We start from the raw sequence: 15,881 nt of genomic DNA on the forward strand, positions 1-15,881 counted from the left end.
ACCCCGTCAGGTGCGGCGTCGTTTGCGCAGGATCGTCGCCAGACCCGCCCCCATCAGCGCGAACGCCGCACCCGCGAGGAACGGCGCCGAGGGGCCGAATCGTTCCCCGACCACCCCGGCCGCCCCCGACCCTGCGGCGGCGCCGACTCCGAGTGCCGTGGAGACCCAGCCGAACGCCTCCGCCGGCGCGTCCGGCGCGATCTCGTCCACCAGCAGCGACATCGTCGTCAGCAGCGGGGTGAACACCGTCCCCCCGGCGAACAGCCCCAGCCATAACAGCGGCCACGCCTCCACCAGCACCAGCGGCGCCAATACGACCCCGAGCACCAGCAGCAGCCCGACGAGCCGCGCCTCCACCCCGGCCCGCCACGAACGGGCCCCATAGACGGCGGCCCCCGTGATCCCGCCGAGCGAGAGCGCCGCCACCAGCAGCCCGGTCGCCGCGGGGAGGTCCCGGGCTGCGGCCAGCGCAGGAATCCCGACCTGCAGCGCCCCGAGGGTCCCTCCGACCAGCAGCACGACGACCATCAGCACCACCATCCGCAGATCCCAGGACACCCGGCCACGACCGCGAGCGGCCGGCGCCACGCTGACCCGCAGCGCGCGGGAGAAGGCCACCGTGCCGGCCCCCGTCGCCACGGCCACCGCCCCCAGAGACAATGACGCCGAGGCCACCGCGACCAGCAGACCGAACAGCAGCGGCCCCACGAGCATGGCCAGCTCCTGCACCAGGTACACCAGGCTGTAGGCGGTCGTCCGCCCCTCGTCGGCCATGCGGCGGCCCCACTCGACCCGCATGCTGACGGAGATCGGCGGCAGCCCGAGCCCCGCGATCCAGGCCAGCGCCACGATCGTCCACCAGGGCCAGTTCCCCGCCCCCACGACGAGGGCCACGAGCGCCGCTACGTGGGTCAGGGCGGTGAAGTCCAGTACGGGACGCGTCCCGCGCAGGTCCATGAACCGGCCCTGCACCGGCCGTCCCATGCCCGCTCCGACGCCGAACGCCGCCGCGATCAGCCCGGCCAGGGCCAGCGAGCCGCCGGAGTAGCTCACCACGAGCACGATCCCGACGGGCGCGACCTGCTGCGTGAGCTGCGCCAGGAACCCCAGGAGGGCCTGCGCGGGCACTCCGGGAAGGCCGAACAACCTGCGGTATGGCACGCCCCCGGATCCGCTCATACCACCGAAACTAGCCCCAAGATCAGGACGAGGGACACCCGTTGGCCTTGTTGAGCCGGTCGACGATCTCCTGGGGCATTCCTGTCTTGTACACGTGGACCGTGGCGACGCCCGGTTCGTGGAGGCTCCCGTTGGTCACCAGCCAGGAGTCGGGCACGGTGTCCTCCATCTCGTAGTCCCTGCTGGTGGGCTCGCGGACCACGAACTCCTCGATGCGGATTCCGCGCTCCTTCAGCATGCCCCGCACCTCGGCGACGGTCTTGTTGCGGTACGGGACGCAGTGCATAGGCTCGCCCTTGACGTCCCAGGTGGTGAAGGACTGGTAGCGCTCGCCCGGTTCGGCCTTTCTGCCGATCTCGATGCTGGCCGTGCCCTTGAAATCGACGGGAATCTTCACCCCGATGGCGCAGCCGTCCAGCTTGTCGCACGGGCCAGGTGGGTAGATGCCCGTGATTTCGGTGATGTACTTGTTGTCCGGGCTTGTCGGGAACACCTGGCCCTCAAAGGCGGCCGTGGCGGGGATCACTTTGAGCGAGACGTCGAGCCCGACGGTGCGCAGCTGCGTCTTGTAGCTGTCCGGGTCGGCATACAGGTCCTTGATCTGGATGACGTAGTAGTCGCCTTCCCGTTCGATGTCCAGCGCGCTGGCGGTGGAGTTCGGCAACATCCAGGTCAGTGCGACGGCTGCGGCGGTCAGCAGCGCGCCCGCCGGAATGGCGACCCACCGGCGCGGCCTGCGGCGGGCTTCGGCGGGCGACTCGGCCGCCATGATCTCGTGCATGAGATCCTTGGCGCCCTCGCTCACATCGGTGACGGGTGGTGGGGCGAATCGCGCGACGACGCGGTCGATGTCCTGTTTCATGACTGGCCTTTCGCGAGGGCGACGGCACGTTCGCCGTAGGCGGTGAGGTCCGGGTCGATGTCGGCCAGCTCCTTGGCCAGCCGCTTGCGGGCGCGGTGCAGCCGGATCCTGGCGGCACCGCGTGAGCAGCCGAGTACCTTCGCGATCTCGGGCCCGCTCAGCCCCTCCCAGGCGGCCAGCGCGAGCAGCTCCCTGTCGTCGTCCGACAGCCGTTTGAACGCCTGGTAGGCGGCGCTGTCGTGGCCGGCGGCGGAGTGCGTCCAGGTCGTGGTTTCCTCGCGCAGCCGTACGGCCAGGGCGGTCCGGCGTTCCTCGGCGCGGAAGTGGTTGGCCAGGACGCGGCGGGCGACCCCATACAGCCAGAGCCGGGCCTCGTCACCCTCGGGGATGTCACGGATCCGGCGCCAGGCCGTCGTGAACGTCTCCGCGATCACGTCCGCGATGTCGTCGGGCGAGGTGGCCCGCCGCCTGACATAGGTGGCGACGGCGGGGTAGCACGTCATGTAGATCTCCTCGAAGCGCTGTTCGGGCCCGGCTTCGGGTGGCCCCATGGGGCAATTCCTTCCGTTAGGTGAATCAACACACCTCTGGAGATGTCCGGCTAAGTCGGAGTGTTTCGCAGAATGCATCAACCGATCGGTGGATTCTGCGCTGAGCCGTATCAGCAGCGGATCCTGGCTGGGCGGGCGATTCGGGGCGAGGGGGTGTCCGGCCAGGGTGGGTGCATGGCAGTCATCGAGGCGAACGCCCTCGTCAAGAGGTATGGCAGGCTCCCAGTGGTGAACGAGGTGTCCTTCTCCGTGGAGCAGGGCGAGATCTTCGGCATCCTCGGGCCCAATGGGGCGGGTAAGACGACGACGGTGGAGTGCGCCGAGGGATTGCGGCGGCCCGACTCGGGATCGATCAGGGTGCTCGGCCTCGACCCGGTCAAGGATCGACGGGAGCTGAGCCACCAGGTCGGCGTGCAGCTTCAGCAGTCGCTCCTGCCGGAGAACATCAAGGTGTGGGAGGCGCTCGACCTGTACGCCTCCTTCTACCGCGCGCCCAAGGACTGGCGTGAGCTGCTGGAGGAGTGGGGGCTGGCCGACAAGCGCCAGGCCAGGTTCGGCGCCTTGTCGGGCGGGCAGAAGCAGCGCCTGTTCATTGCGCTGGCGCTGGTGGGCGACCCGAAGGTGGTCTTCCTGGACGAGCTGACCACGGGGCTGGATCCGGCCGCGCGCCGGGTGACCTGGGAGCTGATCAAGCGGATCCGGGCGGCGGGCGTGACGGTCGTCCTGGTCAGCCACTACATGGACGAGGTGGAGGAGCTGTGCGACCGGGTCGCGGTGTTCGACCGCGGACGGATCGTCGCTCTGGACACTCCCTCGAACCTGATCTCGGCCGTGGACGCCGACGAGCATCTGCGGTTCCGGCCGCTGAGGCCGTTCGACGACGCGGTGCTGACGGCGCTGCCGGGGGTGGTGTCGGTGACCCGCTCCGGCGACCGGGTGATCGTCGCGGGCCGAGGGGACTTCGCGGGCGTGGTGACCTCCGCGCTGGCCCGTGCCCAGGTCCCGGTGGCCGAGTTGCGGGTCGAGCAGCACACGCTCGACGACGCCTTCGTCGCCCTGACCGGCCGTGCCTTCGACACCCAGGAGATCTGATGACGGGCTTTTCGAAACTCGCCAAGGTCGAGTCCAAGCTGCTGCTGCGCGACCCCGCCGCGCTCTTCAGCATGGCGGTCCCGCTCTTCATCCTGGTGATCTTCAGCAGCGGGGCCGGCCCGGGGGACACCACGCTGCCCTCGATGTCGATGACGATCGCGGTCGGGCTGGTGGGGCTCTACATGGTGCCCACCACCCTGGCCACTTATCGGGAGCGGGGCATCCTGCGCCGGCTGTCCACCACGCCGGTCAGCCCGGGCGCCCTGCTGAGCGTGCAGATGATCCTCCAGCTCGTGTTCGCGATGCTGGCCTCGGCGGTGCTCGTCGCGGTCTCGGTGGTGATCTTCCAGGCGTCCCCGCCCGCCCGCGTCGTGGCGATGGTGGCCGCCTTCCTGCTCGGTACCTCGGCGATCTTCGCGGTTGGCCTGCTCATCGCCGCGACCGCGGCGAGCGGGCGCGCCGCCAACGGTGTCGGCGTGCTGCTCTACTTCCCGCTGGCCTTCCTCGGCGGCCTGATGCAGCCCAAGGAGGCCATGCCCGAGCTGCTGGCCGCGATCGGCGAGTTCACTCCGCTCGGCCTGTTCAGGCAGGCCGTCCACGACGCCTGGAGCGGGGCGGCGACACAGCCCCTACTTCTTGCGATAATGGCGGCATATGCGCTGGTCATCGGTTTGGTCGCGGCCCGTTTCTTCCGCTGGGAGTAAGTCGGCGATGTCATCCGACGCGCTCGACACCGCGGAAGGGCGGGTGGCCACCGGTCTGGCTGTCCTTCCTTACGTGCTGCTGGCCGTCTCGGCGGCGCTCGCGCTGCTCGCCGGGGACCTCTCGTGGGAGCAGCGGTTCGGCGTCCTGGGGCTGAGCGCGCTCGCCGCGGGATGGATGTTGTGGATGGTCACGCTGCACCCTGACCGGATGGCGAACGGCAAGGCGGCGGGCCTCTACATCGCCGGGCTGGTGGCGTTCGTCGCGGCGCTGGGCCTGCTCAGCCCATGGTTCGCCGGTTTCTTCGCCTTCACCGGCTACGTGCACTCCTGGCACCTGCTGCGTGGGCGATGGCGAATCGTGGGTGTGGCCGCGACGGCGGTGGCCGCGGTCACCGGCTACTCCGGCGGGCTGCCCGGCCCTGACCCGGCCATCATCTCCTCCTACGTGCTGTTCATCGTCGCCATCGTGGTCCTGGTCGTCCTGTTCAGCACCTTCGGTGATGTGACCGCCGACCAGAGTGTCCGCAGAAAGAAGATGGTCGATCAGCTCGCCGAGACCAACGCCAAGCTGGAGGAGACGATGCGGGAGAACGCCGGGCTCCAGGCCCAGCTCCTCCTGCAGGCCCGCGAGGCAGGCGCCACCGACGAGCGCCAACGCATGGCACGGGAGATCCACGACACGCTGGCGCAGGGACTGGCCGGGATCATCACCCAGGTCCAGGCGGCCTCCCGGGCCAAGGAGGACCCGGCGGTGTGGCAGCGCCACCTCGACAACGCCGCACGGCTGGCCAGGGACAGCCTGGCCGAGGCCCGCCGGTCGGTGCACGCCGTCGGACCGGCCGAGCTGGAGTCCGCCCGGCTGCCGGAGGCGCTGGCGGAGGTGGCCAAACGGTGGGAGGACATCCACGGCGTGCGGACCGAGTTCGCCACGACCGGCACGGCCCGGCCGCTGCACCCCGAGGTGGAGGTGACCCTGCTGCGAGTGGCGCAGGAGGCCCTGGCCAACGTGGGCAAGCACGCGGGCGCCGCCCGGGTCGGCGTCACCGTGTCGTACATGGACGACGTGGTCACGCTGGACGTGCGCGACGACGGCGCCGGGTTCGTCCTGGGCGCCCACAGCGGCGGCTTCGGCATGACCTCCATGCGGCAGCGCGTGACCAGGCTGGCGGGCAGCTTGGAGGTCGAGTCGGAGCCCGGCGCCGGCACCGCCGTCTCGGCCACCGTCCCGGCTCAGGAGCCCCGATGAGCGAGCCCCCGATCCGGCTGATCGTCGTCGACGACCATCCCATCGTCCGCGACGGCCTGCGCGGCATGTTCACCGGCGAGCCGGGCTTCGAGGTGGTCGGGGTCGCGGGTGACGGCGCGCAGGCGGTCAGCCTCGCCGAGGAGTTGCGGCCCGACGTGATCCTGATGGACCTGCGGATGCCGGGCACCGACGGGGTCACCGCGATCAGGCGGTTGGCCGAGCGCGGCAGCACGGCCAGGATCCTGGTGCTGACCACCTACGACACCGACAGCGACGTGCTTCCGGCCATCGAGGCGGGCGCGACCGGCTACCTGCTGAAAGACGCGATGCCCGAGGAACTGGTCCGCGCCGTGCGGGCCGCCGCGCGCGGCCAGGCAGTTCTGTCTCCCTCCGTGGCCACCCGGCTGATCGGCCAGGTGCGCGCGCCGTCCGATCCGCTGAGCGCACGCGAGCTGGAGGTGCTCGCGCTGATCGCCCGCGGCTCCACCAACCGCGAGGCCGCTTCCCGCTTGTTCATCAGCGAGGCCACCGTGAAAAGCCACCTGCTGCACATCTACGCCAAGCTCGGCGTCAACGACCGCGCCGCCGCCGTCGCTGTGGCCTTTGAGCGAGGGCTGTTCAACCGGGCCTGATTCCTCTCACCCCGTGCCGAGCTCACCCCGTGCCGAGCGAACGGGCGACCGTCCGGAGTGCCGACCTGAGCGGGCTCAGGAGGGGATGGGAGTCGGCGCCTCGGCGTACGGCGGCGAAGACGCGGCGTTCAGGCCCCGGCGTGTGACGCACCACGACTCCGGTCAGCGTCATGTCACGTAGCGCCAGCCGGGGCACGAGCGCCACCCCCGACCCCGCCCCGACCAGGGCGACCACGGCGCGGAAGTCGTCGGAGCAGTGGGCCAGGTTCGGCGTGAACCCCGCCTGCTGGCACGCGAACGTGATCACATCATGCACAGGATTGCCCGGATAGGGGCCGATCCAGGTCTCGTCGGCCAGCGACACCAGGGTCGCCGACTCGGCCTCGGGGTGGTCGTGGGGAAGCACCAGATCGAACGGCTCCGCGTACAGGGGCGAACGGGAGATCCGGCGGTCGGCGGCGTCGGGGGCGCCCCGGTACTCGACCGCGATGGCCAGGTCGGCCTCGCCGTCCAGCAGCATGGCCAGGCCGTGGTCGCCCTCGGCGTCGAGCACGCGTACGCGCAGACCGGGGTTCGTGGCCCGCAGGGCCGCGATGGCGGGGGAGAGCACCGCGCTGATCGCGGTGGCGAAGCAGGCCACGGTGACCTCGCCCGCCGCGCCCGTGGTGTAGGCGGCCACCTCTGCCTCGGCGCGTTCGAGCTGGGCGAGGACCTCGTTGGCGTGGCCGAGCATGATCTTGCCGACGGCGGTCAGGTGGACGCCGCGCCCGTCACGGGTGAACAGGCGGTGGCCAACCTCGTGCTCCAGCGCGACGAGCTGCTGGGACACCGCCGACGGGGTCAGGTGCAGTGCCGCCGCCGCGGCGGTGACCGTGCCGTGGTCGGCCACCGCGCGCAGGGTGCGCAGCCGCCGCGTGTCTATCACGCTGTGAGGATACTTGTGCGCGGACGTCCAGGATGATGCTGAAGGCGCCGTTCGGGCACTTCGCTGCCGTTCCGTCGCTGACTGTGCGTTAGGGTTTGCTTGTGCGAGCAAAAAACAGCTCACCCGAGCAACGGTCGCTGACCGAGCAGGCCAGACGGGCGCAGATCGTCGAGGCCGCCGTCGAGGTGATCGCCGACGAGGGTTACGCCAAGGCGTCGTTCGCCAGGATCGCCACGAAGGCCGGGCTGAGCAGCACCGGGCTGATCACCTACCACTTCGCCAACCGGCAGGACCTCATCGACTCCATCGTCGACGAGGTCATGACCGCGTTCGCCGGACATGTCCGCGAACGCGTCGACGCCGAGTTCGCCCCCGCCGCCCGGCTTGACGCCTTCGTCAGCGCCAACCTCGACTTCATCCGCACCCACCGCAAGCACCTGGTGGCCGTGCTGGACATCACCGCCGGCTCGCGCACCACCCTCGCCAAGATCATGAAGGCCGATATCGACGCGCTGGAAGACCTGCTCGTCCAGGGCCAGCGGCAGGGAGAGTTCCGCGCGTTCCACCCACGGTCCGTCGCGATCGCCATCCGCTCCATGCGTGACGGCATCCTGCGCGTGCTCAGCGTGGAGCCCGACTTCGACCTGACCAGTTACGAGCACGAACTGCGCACTCTTGTGCGCCTTGCTACATCAGGAGAGATACCGTGAACTACCGGCCGGACAAAGCCTCGCTCGACACACGGCCGATCCCCAGCTGGTACCAGGACGCGAAGCTGGGCGTCTTCATCCACTGGGGCCTGTACTCCGTCCCCGCCTACGCCGACACCGAGGCGGGCGACTTCCTGAGCTTCATGAACGACCTCACGGCGATGAAGGACACCGGGGGCGACATGCCCTACGCCGAGTGGTACCTCAACGCGCTGCGTGTGCCCGGCTCGCCCACCGCCCGGTACCACGCGCGGACGTACGGCGAAGACTTCCCCTACACCGGCTTCCGCCGGCAGTTCGACGACGCGGCGGCGAACGTCGACTTCGGCGACTGGGCGCGATTCTTCGCCGGCGCGGGCGCCCAGTACGTCGTCATGCCAGGCACCTCGACGGCTTCCCACTGTGGCCCACGAACGTGCCGAACCCGCACATGCCCGCCGACTACCGGGCCTCCCGCGACCTCGTCGGCGATCTCACCGAGGCCGTCAGAGCCGAAGGGCTGCGGATGGGGCTCTACTACGGTGGCGGCATCGACTGGACGTTCACCGACAAGCCGGTCCGCACCATGCCCGACCTCATGGAACAACAGGCCCTCGGCCCCGAGTACGCGCGCTACGCGGCCGCGCAGTGGCGGGAACTGATCGACCGGTACGAGCCGTCGATCCTCTGGAACGACATGGGCTGGCCCGCGGAGATCGACCAGCACGAGATCTTCGCCCACTACTACGACACCGTCGCCGACGGCGTGGTCAACGACCGCTGGACCCAGCTCGGCATGCCGCGCAACCCCATCGGCCGCTTCCTCTACCTCAAGTTCATCGGCGCGACGCTGAAGATGCTCGCCAAGAGCGGGAAGAAGCTGCCGGTCAAGCCCCCGGCGTTCCACTTCGACGTGGAGACGCACGAGTACAGCTGCCCTGAGGAGGTGATCCCGCGCCCCTGGGAGCTGACGCGCGGCCTCGGCACCTCCTTCGGCTACAACGCCCAGGAGACCAGGGCCGACCTGCTCGGCGGCGCCGACCTCGTCCACCTGCTGGTGGACGTCGTGAGCAAGGGTGGCAACCTGCTCATCAACGTCGGCCCCGACGGCAACGGGCGCATCCCCGAGATCCAGCAGGAGCCCCTGCGCGAGCTGGGCCGGTGGCTGGAGACCAACGGGGAGGCGATCTTCGGGACACGGCCGTGGAACCGCACACGTGCGGTCACCGCCGACGGGAGCGAGATCCGCTTCACCCAGGCGGGCGACCGCGTCTACGCCGTCGTCCTCGCCGGCCTGCGGCCCGGACCCGTCGTCGTCCGCGACCTGACGCTCCCCCCGGACACCCACGTCGGGCTGCTCGGCGCGCCCGGGGAGCTGGCGTGGGAACAGCGCGGCGCCGACGTGGAGATCGAGATCCCGGCGCAGCTCGCACCCGCCCACACCTTGACGATCACTCGCTAGCCCACAACGAGCGGGTGCTCACCCCCGAGCCTGGACGAACGCCCGCACGGCGTGGTCGACGTCCTCGGTGGAGTGGGCGGCCGAGAGCTGCACCCGGATCCTGGCCTGGCCGTGCGGCACCACGGGGTAGGAGAAGCCGATCACGTAGATGCCCAGATCGAGCAGGCGATCGGCCATGGCGCTGGCCTTCGCGGCGTCGCCGATCATCACGGGCACGATCGGGTGGTCGCCGGGCAGGATGTCGAACCCGGCCGCGCTCATCTCGCCGCGGAAGCGGGCCGTGTTGGCGCGGAGCTGCTCGCGGGCCTCGCTCGAGGTCTCCAGCAGGTCGAGGATGCGCAGCGACGCCGAGGCGATGACGGGGGCGAGGGAGTTGGAGAACAGGTAGGGGCGCGAACGCTGGCGCAGCAGCTCGCAGATCTCCTTGCGGGCCGCCACGTAGCCGCCGCTGGCCCCGCCGAGCGCCTTGCCGAGCGTGCCGGTGATGATGTCGATCCGGTCGGTGACGCCGTGCAGCTCGGGCGTGCCCCGGCCGGTCGGGCCGACGAAGCCGACGGCGTGGGAGTCGTCGACCATGACCATGGCGTCGTACCGGTCGGCCAGGTCGCAGATTTCCCGCAACGGGGCGACATATCCGTCCATGGAGAACACGCCGTCGGTCACGATCAACCGCCGCCGCGCGTCCGATGACTCCTTGAGCCTGGCCTCCAGCTCGGACATGTCGCGGTTGGCGTACCGGAGGCGCTGGGCCTTGGAGAGCCTGATGCCGTCGATGATGCTGGCGTGGTTGAGCGCGTCGGAGATCACCGCGTCCTGGGCGTCGAGCAGGGTCTCGAACACGCCGCCGTTCGCGTCGAAACACGAGCTGTACAGGACGGTGTCTTCCATGCCGAGGAAGTCCGACAGGCGGGTTTCGAGCTCTTTGTGGACTTCCTGGGTGCCGCAGATGAACCGTACGGACGCCATGCCGAACCCCCACCGGTCCAGCGCCTGCTTGGCCGCCTCGACCACGTCGGGATGGTCGGCCAGACCCAGGTAGTTGTTGGCGCAGAAGTTCAGGACCTCACGGCCGGCCACACTGACCTGGGAACCCTGCGGGGTGGTGATCACGCGCTCAGGCTTGAGCAGCCCGGCCTCGGTGATCTCGTCGAGCGTGGTACGCAACTGCTGGCGCACGTTCGTGAACATCAAGCGCTCCTGTCCATGGTCGCGGCCGCTTCGGCCTCCGTTGGCTCGTTCCTCGCTCTCTCCGGCCGAGCTCCTCCGCTCCAGTCCAAAATGACCTTGCCCGTTCGGCCACTCGCGGCCGTGTCGAAGGCGGCGTCGAAGTCTTGGTAGGAGAAACGGTCGGTGATCACCGGAGTGAGGTCGAGGCCCTTCTCCAGCAGGACGGACATGTTGTACCAGGTCTCGAACATCTCGCGCCCGTACACGCCCTTGATCGTGAGCATGGAGGTGACGACCGTGGCCCAGTCGATGGCGAACTCCTCGGACGGCAGCCCGAGCATGGCGATCTTCCCGCCGTGGGTCATGTTCGCGATCATGTCGCGGACGGCCGCCGGGTTGCCCGACATCTCCAGGCCCACGTCGAAGCCCTCCCGAAGGTGGAGCCGGCGCATGCCCTCGGCGATGCCGGAACGGGAGACGTTCAGCGCCAGGGAGACGCCGAGCTTGCGGGCCAGATCGAGCCGCTCGTCGCTGACGTCGGTGATCATCACGTTGCGCGCGCCCACGTGCGTGGCCACGGCCGCCGCCATCAGCCCGATCGGGCCCGCGCCCGTGATCAGCACGTCCTCGCCGACCAGGGGAAAGGACAGGGCGGTGTGGACGGCGTTGCCGAACGGGTCGAAGATGGCCGCCACGTCGGGGTGGACCGCGAGCCGGTGGACCCAGACGTTCGAGGCGGGAAGCGTGAGGTACTCGGCGAAGGCGCCGTCCCTGTTGACGCCGAGGCCGACCGTGTTGCGGCACAGGTGCCGGCGGCCGGCCATGCAGTTGCGGCACTTGCCGCAGACCAGGTGACCCTCACCGCTGACGAGGTCGCCCACGGCCACGTCCTCGACGCCCGGGGCCACCTCGACGACCTGGCCGGAGAACTCGTGCCCGACGATGAGCGGGAGCTTGAGGGTATGCCGCGCCCAGTCATCCCACTTCCTGATATGCAGGTCGGTGCCGCAGATGCCCGTTCGCAGAACCCGGATCTTCACCTCGCCCGGCCCCACCTCCGGCTCCGGCACGTCCATCAACCTGAGGCCCGGCTCGGCCGTCTCCTTGACCAGCGCTTTCATGGCTTCGCATTCCCCCTAGTCCGAACCTAACGCACTGTGCCCGTTCTCCTTCGAGCGTGTCCATCGAGGGATTCTTAAGTGCCCCCACAGGTTTGCTTCATGTGGTGGTCAGGGGAACGCCAGAAGGGCTCTCAAGGGCGGTGGGATCCCGCATGGGCGGCTCGCGGCTCCGGTGGCCGAAGCTCGCGCACGCCGAACCTACACCTGCAAACCCATTATCTGGGCTTATGTAATTATCGGCAGGCGTAATTCTCAACGGTACGGAAGCGAAACGGAAGAGGGCCTCACGCCGTCGAACAAGCCCTATTGGAATGAGGCCGACAAGTGCATGCAGTAACCTCCCACGTCATCCAATGACGGACTCACGTGGGCGCCGTCCCAAGTCGGCGTGAAGACTTTTCGCACCTCCTGCTGAGTCACGAGCCGGCTCCCCTCCAATAGTCGGAATGGGCAGGCCGCCATCCGGCTACTGTTACTCCGCATGACTCACACCGAGATCGAGATCACCGCGGAGTTGGTGCGGGATCTGCTGCGTGACCAGCACCCCGACCTGGCCGATCGCCCGGTGCGGCTCGGCGCGCTTGGCTGGGCCAACCAGCTCTGGCGGCTCGGCGACGACCTCGCCGTCCGGTTGCCCTGGGTGGGGGAGATCGCGGACGAGCTGCTGCTCAAGGAGCACACCTGGCTGCCCGCCCCCGCCCCGCGCCTTCCTTTGCCTGTTCCGGTTCCGCAACGCCTCGGCGAGCCCTCGCCGCGGTTTCCGCGGCCCTGGATCGTCACCACCTGGGTTCCAGGCGAGCCCGCCGACCGCGCCCCCGTCACGCGCGGTGCCGGCCCGGCGCTCTGGCTCCACGGCGACCTGCATCCGGCCAACGTCCTGACCGCGGACGGCGCCCTCTGCGGCGTGGTCGACTTCGGTGCCCTGTTCGCCGGCGATCCGGCCGTCGACCTCGCCGCCGCCTGGACCCTGCTGCCGGACGGCGCCGCCGACCTCTTCTACGCGGCCTACCAGCCGACCCCGGACGCCGCGACCCGTCGCCGCGCCCGCGGATGGGCCGTGATCCGCGCCCTCGTCGGCCTCCACGTCGGCGACGCCGGTGTCCACGGCCGGCCAGGCGGCAAGGCCACGTGGGGCCCACCGGCCCAGGCGGCACTGCGACGCCTCATCGCAACGGCCCATCCCTGACGACGCCGCTCCGCGACTGGGTACGCGTCGGCAGATCACGCGGGAGATGCGGCAGGCGGGCGTGGTGGGCCCTGTCCGGCGGCCTGACCCGTTCGCGTTGTCCGGGGCGCTCGCGCATCAGGCCGTGCGGGTGCACAGCTCCCATTCCTTCACCTGGCCCGATCCGCAGGGCGGATGTGGGCGGGAACCTGAGGGGCGGGGCGGACAGTAGATAAATGTGGATATGTCGTTACGCGGCCGAATACGTGATGGAGACAGAGCCGCCTTCGAGCAGCTCTTCGACGAATGCTCGAAGGCCGTCTACAACCACGCCTTCAGGCTGACCGCAAACTGGTCCACCGCCGAAGACATAATGGCGCTGACCTTCCTCGAAGCCTGGCGGCTGCGCGGCAGGATCGACGCGGAAGGAGGTTCGCTGAAGCCGTGGTTGCTCGGCATCGCCACCAACGTCGCCCGCAACGTCCGCCGCGCCGCCCGCCGCCACGACGACGCCCTGGCCCGGATGCCCAGGGACGAGGCGGTGCCCGACTTCGCGGACGAGGTCGTGGGCCGCATCGACGACGCCGAACGCCTCGCCGCCGTCCGCCAGGCGTACGGGCGCTTACGCCGCCACGAGCAGGACGTGTTCGCGCTATGTGTCCTGGCGGGCCTCGACTACGCCCAGGCGGCCGAGGCGCTCGGCATCCCGGTGGGCACGGTCAGGTCCCGGCTGTCACGTGCGCGCAAAAGACTCGCCGCAGCCGGGGAACCGCCTCCGGCGAACCGACAGGTAATAGGTGACCGAGGCCCCGACAAGGAGGAGATCCAATGAACTGGCCGGCCGAACGCGATCTTCCCGAGGGCCGTCACCGACTGCTCAAGGAGTTCGTCATGACCGAGATCGACCGGCGTCCCCGCCGCCGCCCCCGCCTTGCCGTCCTGGCCCCCGCCGTGGGGCTCGCGGCCGCCGCCGCCGTGGCGGTGCCCCTGCTGTTCGGGACTCCCGCGTACGCGCTGGACAAGCGCGCCGACGGCCTCATCCACATCACGATCAACGAGGCCAAGGACCCGAAGAAGCTCCAGCAGGACCTGCGGGACATGGGGGCGAACGTGGTGGTCGACTACATCCCGCACGGCAAGAAGTGCAGCCCGCAGCCCCGCAGCAGCCACTTCCTCAGCCCGGAGGAGGCGCCGCTGTCGGCGTTCCAGGCGCCGCGCGACGAGCCTGGATTCGTCATCGACCCCAAGGTGATCGGCCCGGGGCAGACGGGAGTGCTGGAGTTCAGCGTCTCGGAAACGGGCGCTGGAACCGTGGCGGGCATCTGGGCCAGGGTCGGCGAGGGGCCGATCGCCGACTGCGAACTGGTGGACACGACGGACGCGCCGCTGTCCCACTGATCCGGGATTGTTGAACGATGCCCGTCGCACGAATGGTGCGGCGGGCATCGTCGTGAAGAACGTCGGTGTTCCAAGGTTGGATAAGCCGCATAGGTGATGGTGCACCGCCGGAGTTCCTTGCCGATCGCTCGCGGGAAGAACGACCGGCAAGGAGCGGTCAGCGTTCGGCTTCCGTGGGTTTGCGCTCCAGGTCGGCCAGCGGGTCCGGTTCCTGGCCCCCCTGCGTGAGCTGGCGCGGGCCCTTGGGGCTTTCGGCCTCCTGGGCGTCGGCCACCGCTTCGGCGGCGGCTTCTGAGGCCTTGGCGACGTCCTCGTCCATCTCCGATGTTTCCGGCACCTCTTCCCGCGTGGCCGCCGACCGGGGCAGGGCCTCGGTGAAGGCCTTGGAGACTCCCTGCAGGGCCGAGGTGACCTCGCTGGGGATGACCCAGAAGGTGTTGCCTTCGCCCTGGGCGAGTTGCGGCAGCACCTGCAGGTACTGGTAGGCGAGCAGTTTCGGGTCGGGGTCGTTGCGGTGGACGGCCTGGAAGACCTGGTCGATGGCGCGTGACTGGCCTTCGGCCTCCAGGATCGCGGCGGTGCGCTGGCCTTCTGCGCGCAGGATGCGGCTCTGCTTGTCGCCTTCGGCGGTGAGGATCTGCGACTGGCGCTGGCCTTCCGCGTTGAGGACGGCGGCGCGTTTGTCACGCTCGGCCCGCATCTGCTTCTCCATCGCGTCTTTTATGGTTTTTGGGGGGTCGATGGCCTTTATCTCGACGCGGTTGACGCGCAGCCCCCACTTGCCCGTGGCCTCGTCGAGGACGCCGCGCAGTTGGCTGTTGATGGCGTCGCGGGAGGTCAGGGTCTTTTCGAGGTCCATGGAGCCGACCACGTTGCGCAGCGTGGTGACGGTGAGCTGTTCGACGCCCAAGATGTAGTTGGCGATCTCGTACGCCGCCGCCCGGGGGTCGGTGACCTGGAAGTAGAGGACCGTGTCGATCTCGACCACCAGGTTGTCCTCGGTGATGACGGGCTGCGGGCGGAAGGACTGGACCTGTTCGCGCAGGTCAATCGTGGGGTAGACGCGGTCGATGTAGGGGATGACGAAGTTGAGGCCAGGTTTGAGCGTGCGGTGGTAGCGGCCGAGCCGTTCGACGTTGCGCGCCCGCGCCTGCGGGACGATCCTGACGGCCTTCAGCACGGTGAACACCGCGAACAGGATGATCAGCAGCCCGACCAGGAACAGCGGATCCATGACTCACTCCCGGGGATATACGAGGGCTGTCGCCCCTTCGATCTCGATGATGTCTACGGTCGCCCCCGTGGGGATCACCAGGGTTTCGTCGTAGGCACGTGCGGACCACTCCTCGCCTGCGACGCGCACTCGCCCGTCGCGGCCCGTCACTTCGACGACCACGTACGCGGGCTTGCCGACGAGTGCCTCGACCCCGAACCGTTGCAGCGGCGGCTGTCTGATGTGGCGCATCGCGATCGGCCGCAGCACCACCAGGCCGGCCGCGGACGAGACGGCGAAGAAGAGTAACTGCAGGGGGACTGGCAACCCGATGGCCGCGGTGGCGGCGGTCAGCAGCGCAGCCACTCCCAGGAGCCCGAATGCGGCCGTGAGTGTGAACAGTTCGGCCATGCCGAGAACGACTGCGAGGATTACCCAGATGATCCATTCATCCATGTCCGGCCCTCCTACTAGG

At 69.4% G+C, this 15,881-nt stretch carries 16 protein-coding genes and 1 pseudogene; 9 read left to right on the plus strand and 8 right to left on the minus strand.

The annotated features are described in order from the left end of the window. Positions 1-6: 6 nt before the first annotated feature. The 3 genes from ACFOY2_RS38695 to ACFOY2_RS38705 are packed head-to-tail and all read right to left on the minus strand — an operon-like array spanning position 7 to position 2,592. Positions 7-1,179, minus strand: a complete 1,173-nt coding sequence (locus tag ACFOY2_RS38695) for an MFS transporter (RefSeq protein WP_379533081.1) — start codon at positions 1,177-1,179, stop codon at positions 7-9. A 22-nt stretch (positions 1,180-1,201) separates the two neighbouring features. Next, on the minus strand, positions 1,202-2,041 hold the full coding sequence (locus tag ACFOY2_RS38700) for a hypothetical protein (protein ID WP_379533082.1): 840 nt from the start codon (positions 2,039-2,041) through the stop codon (positions 1,202-1,204). Then, positions 2,038-2,592 carry an RNA polymerase sigma factor gene (locus ACFOY2_RS38705; protein ID WP_379533083.1) on the minus strand — a complete coding sequence of 185 codons (555 nt, stop codon included), beginning with the start codon at positions 2,590-2,592 and terminating at the stop codon, positions 2,038-2,040. The genes ACFOY2_RS38700 and ACFOY2_RS38705 overlap by 4 nt, the downstream gene beginning before the upstream one ends. A gap of 174 nt (positions 2,593-2,766) precedes the next feature. Between ACFOY2_RS38705 and ACFOY2_RS38710 the strand changes: the two genes are divergently transcribed. Genes ACFOY2_RS38710 through ACFOY2_RS38725 form a run of 4 tightly spaced genes read left to right on the plus strand, consistent with a single transcriptional unit; the run spans position 2,767 to position 6,266 of the window. Continuing rightward, complete coding sequence (locus tag ACFOY2_RS38710; RefSeq protein WP_379533084.1) at positions 2,767-3,684, plus strand: ABC transporter ATP-binding protein; 918 nt, start codon at positions 2,767-2,769, stop codon at positions 3,682-3,684. Next, on the plus strand, positions 3,684-4,388 hold the full coding sequence (locus ACFOY2_RS38715; protein ID WP_379533085.1) for an ABC transporter permease: 705 nt from the start codon (positions 3,684-3,686) through the stop codon (positions 4,386-4,388). The genes ACFOY2_RS38710 and ACFOY2_RS38715 overlap by 1 nt, the downstream gene beginning before the upstream one ends. A gap of 7 nt (positions 4,389-4,395) precedes the next feature. Then, positions 4,396-5,634 (plus strand): sensor histidine kinase, encoded by a 1,239-nt coding sequence (locus ACFOY2_RS38720; protein WP_379533086.1) that lies wholly within the window; start codon positions 4,396-4,398, stop codon positions 5,632-5,634. Beyond that, positions 5,631-6,266 carry a response regulator gene (locus ACFOY2_RS38725; RefSeq protein ID WP_379533087.1) on the plus strand — a complete coding sequence of 212 codons (636 nt, stop codon included), beginning with the start codon at positions 5,631-5,633 and terminating at the stop codon, positions 6,264-6,266. The genes ACFOY2_RS38720 and ACFOY2_RS38725 overlap by 4 nt, the downstream gene beginning before the upstream one ends. Before the next feature lie 22 nt (positions 6,267-6,288). Here ACFOY2_RS38725 and ACFOY2_RS38730 read toward each other — a convergent pair whose 3' ends face one another. After that, the gene (locus ACFOY2_RS38730; protein WP_379533088.1) at positions 6,289-7,191 is read right to left on the minus strand and encodes a LysR family transcriptional regulator; all 903 of its coding nucleotides are present in this window, start codon (positions 7,189-7,191) and stop codon (positions 6,289-6,291) included. A 101-nt stretch (positions 7,192-7,292) separates the two neighbouring features. On the opposite strand from ACFOY2_RS38730, the gene ACFOY2_RS38735 reads away from it, so the two are divergent. Together ACFOY2_RS38735 and ACFOY2_RS38740 are read left to right on the plus strand one after the other, a co-directional pair. Beyond that, positions 7,293-7,901 (plus strand): TetR/AcrR family transcriptional regulator, encoded by a 609-nt coding sequence (locus tag ACFOY2_RS38735; protein WP_379533089.1) that lies wholly within the window; start codon positions 7,293-7,295, stop codon positions 7,899-7,901. Further along, positions 7,898-9,342 (plus strand): annotated as a pseudogene (locus ACFOY2_RS38740) (alpha-L-fucosidase). The gene ACFOY2_RS38735 and the pseudogene ACFOY2_RS38740 overlap by 4 nt, the downstream one beginning before the upstream one ends. An 18-nt stretch (positions 9,343-9,360) precedes the next feature. Here the strand turns inward: ACFOY2_RS38740 and ACFOY2_RS38745 are convergent. Together ACFOY2_RS38745 and tdh are read right to left on the minus strand one after the other, a co-directional pair. Then, on the minus strand, positions 9,361-10,530 hold the full coding sequence (locus tag ACFOY2_RS38745; RefSeq protein ID WP_379533090.1) for a glycine C-acetyltransferase: 1,170 nt from the start codon (positions 10,528-10,530) through the stop codon (positions 9,361-9,363). Next, positions 10,530-11,630: an L-threonine 3-dehydrogenase gene (tdh, locus tag ACFOY2_RS38750; protein ID WP_379533091.1), complete on the minus strand. Its 1,101-nt coding sequence runs from the start codon at positions 11,628-11,630 to the stop codon at positions 10,530-10,532. The genes ACFOY2_RS38745 and tdh overlap by 1 nt, the downstream gene beginning before the upstream one ends. A 481-nt stretch (positions 11,631-12,111) precedes the next feature. Between tdh and ACFOY2_RS38755 the strand changes: the two genes are divergently transcribed. From ACFOY2_RS38755 to ACFOY2_RS38765, 3 genes are all read left to right on the plus strand, one after another. After that, positions 12,112-12,816: a phosphotransferase gene (locus tag ACFOY2_RS38755; RefSeq protein ID WP_379533092.1), complete on the plus strand. Its 705-nt coding sequence runs from the start codon at positions 12,112-12,114 to the stop codon at positions 12,814-12,816. Positions 12,817-13,039: 223 nt separating this feature from the next. Continuing rightward, complete coding sequence (locus tag ACFOY2_RS38760) at positions 13,040-13,627, plus strand: RNA polymerase sigma factor (RefSeq protein WP_379533093.1); 588 nt, start codon at positions 13,040-13,042, stop codon at positions 13,625-13,627. Next, positions 13,624-14,193 carry a hypothetical protein gene (locus ACFOY2_RS38765; protein WP_379533094.1) on the plus strand — a complete coding sequence of 190 codons (570 nt, stop codon included), beginning with the start codon at positions 13,624-13,626 and terminating at the stop codon, positions 14,191-14,193. Before ACFOY2_RS38760 ends, ACFOY2_RS38765 begins: the two co-directional genes overlap by 4 nt. A 157-nt stretch (positions 14,194-14,350) precedes the next feature. Here the strand turns inward: ACFOY2_RS38765 and ACFOY2_RS38770 are convergent, their stop codons facing one another. Both ACFOY2_RS38770 and ACFOY2_RS38775 read right to left on the minus strand, forming a co-directional pair. Beyond that, complete coding sequence (locus ACFOY2_RS38770; RefSeq protein ID WP_379533095.1) at positions 14,351-15,427, minus strand: SPFH domain-containing protein; 1,077 nt, start codon at positions 15,425-15,427, stop codon at positions 14,351-14,353. A 3-nt stretch (positions 15,428-15,430) separates the two neighbouring features. Further along, entirely contained in the window at positions 15,431-15,862 is a 432-nt protein-coding gene (locus ACFOY2_RS38775; protein WP_379533096.1) for an NfeD family protein, read from the minus strand. Between the last annotated feature and the right edge of the window lie 19 nt (positions 15,863-15,881).

This window comes from Nonomuraea purpurea (assembly GCF_042650645.1).
GTDB lineage: Bacteria > Actinomycetota > Actinomycetes > Streptosporangiales > Streptosporangiaceae > Nonomuraea > Nonomuraea purpurea.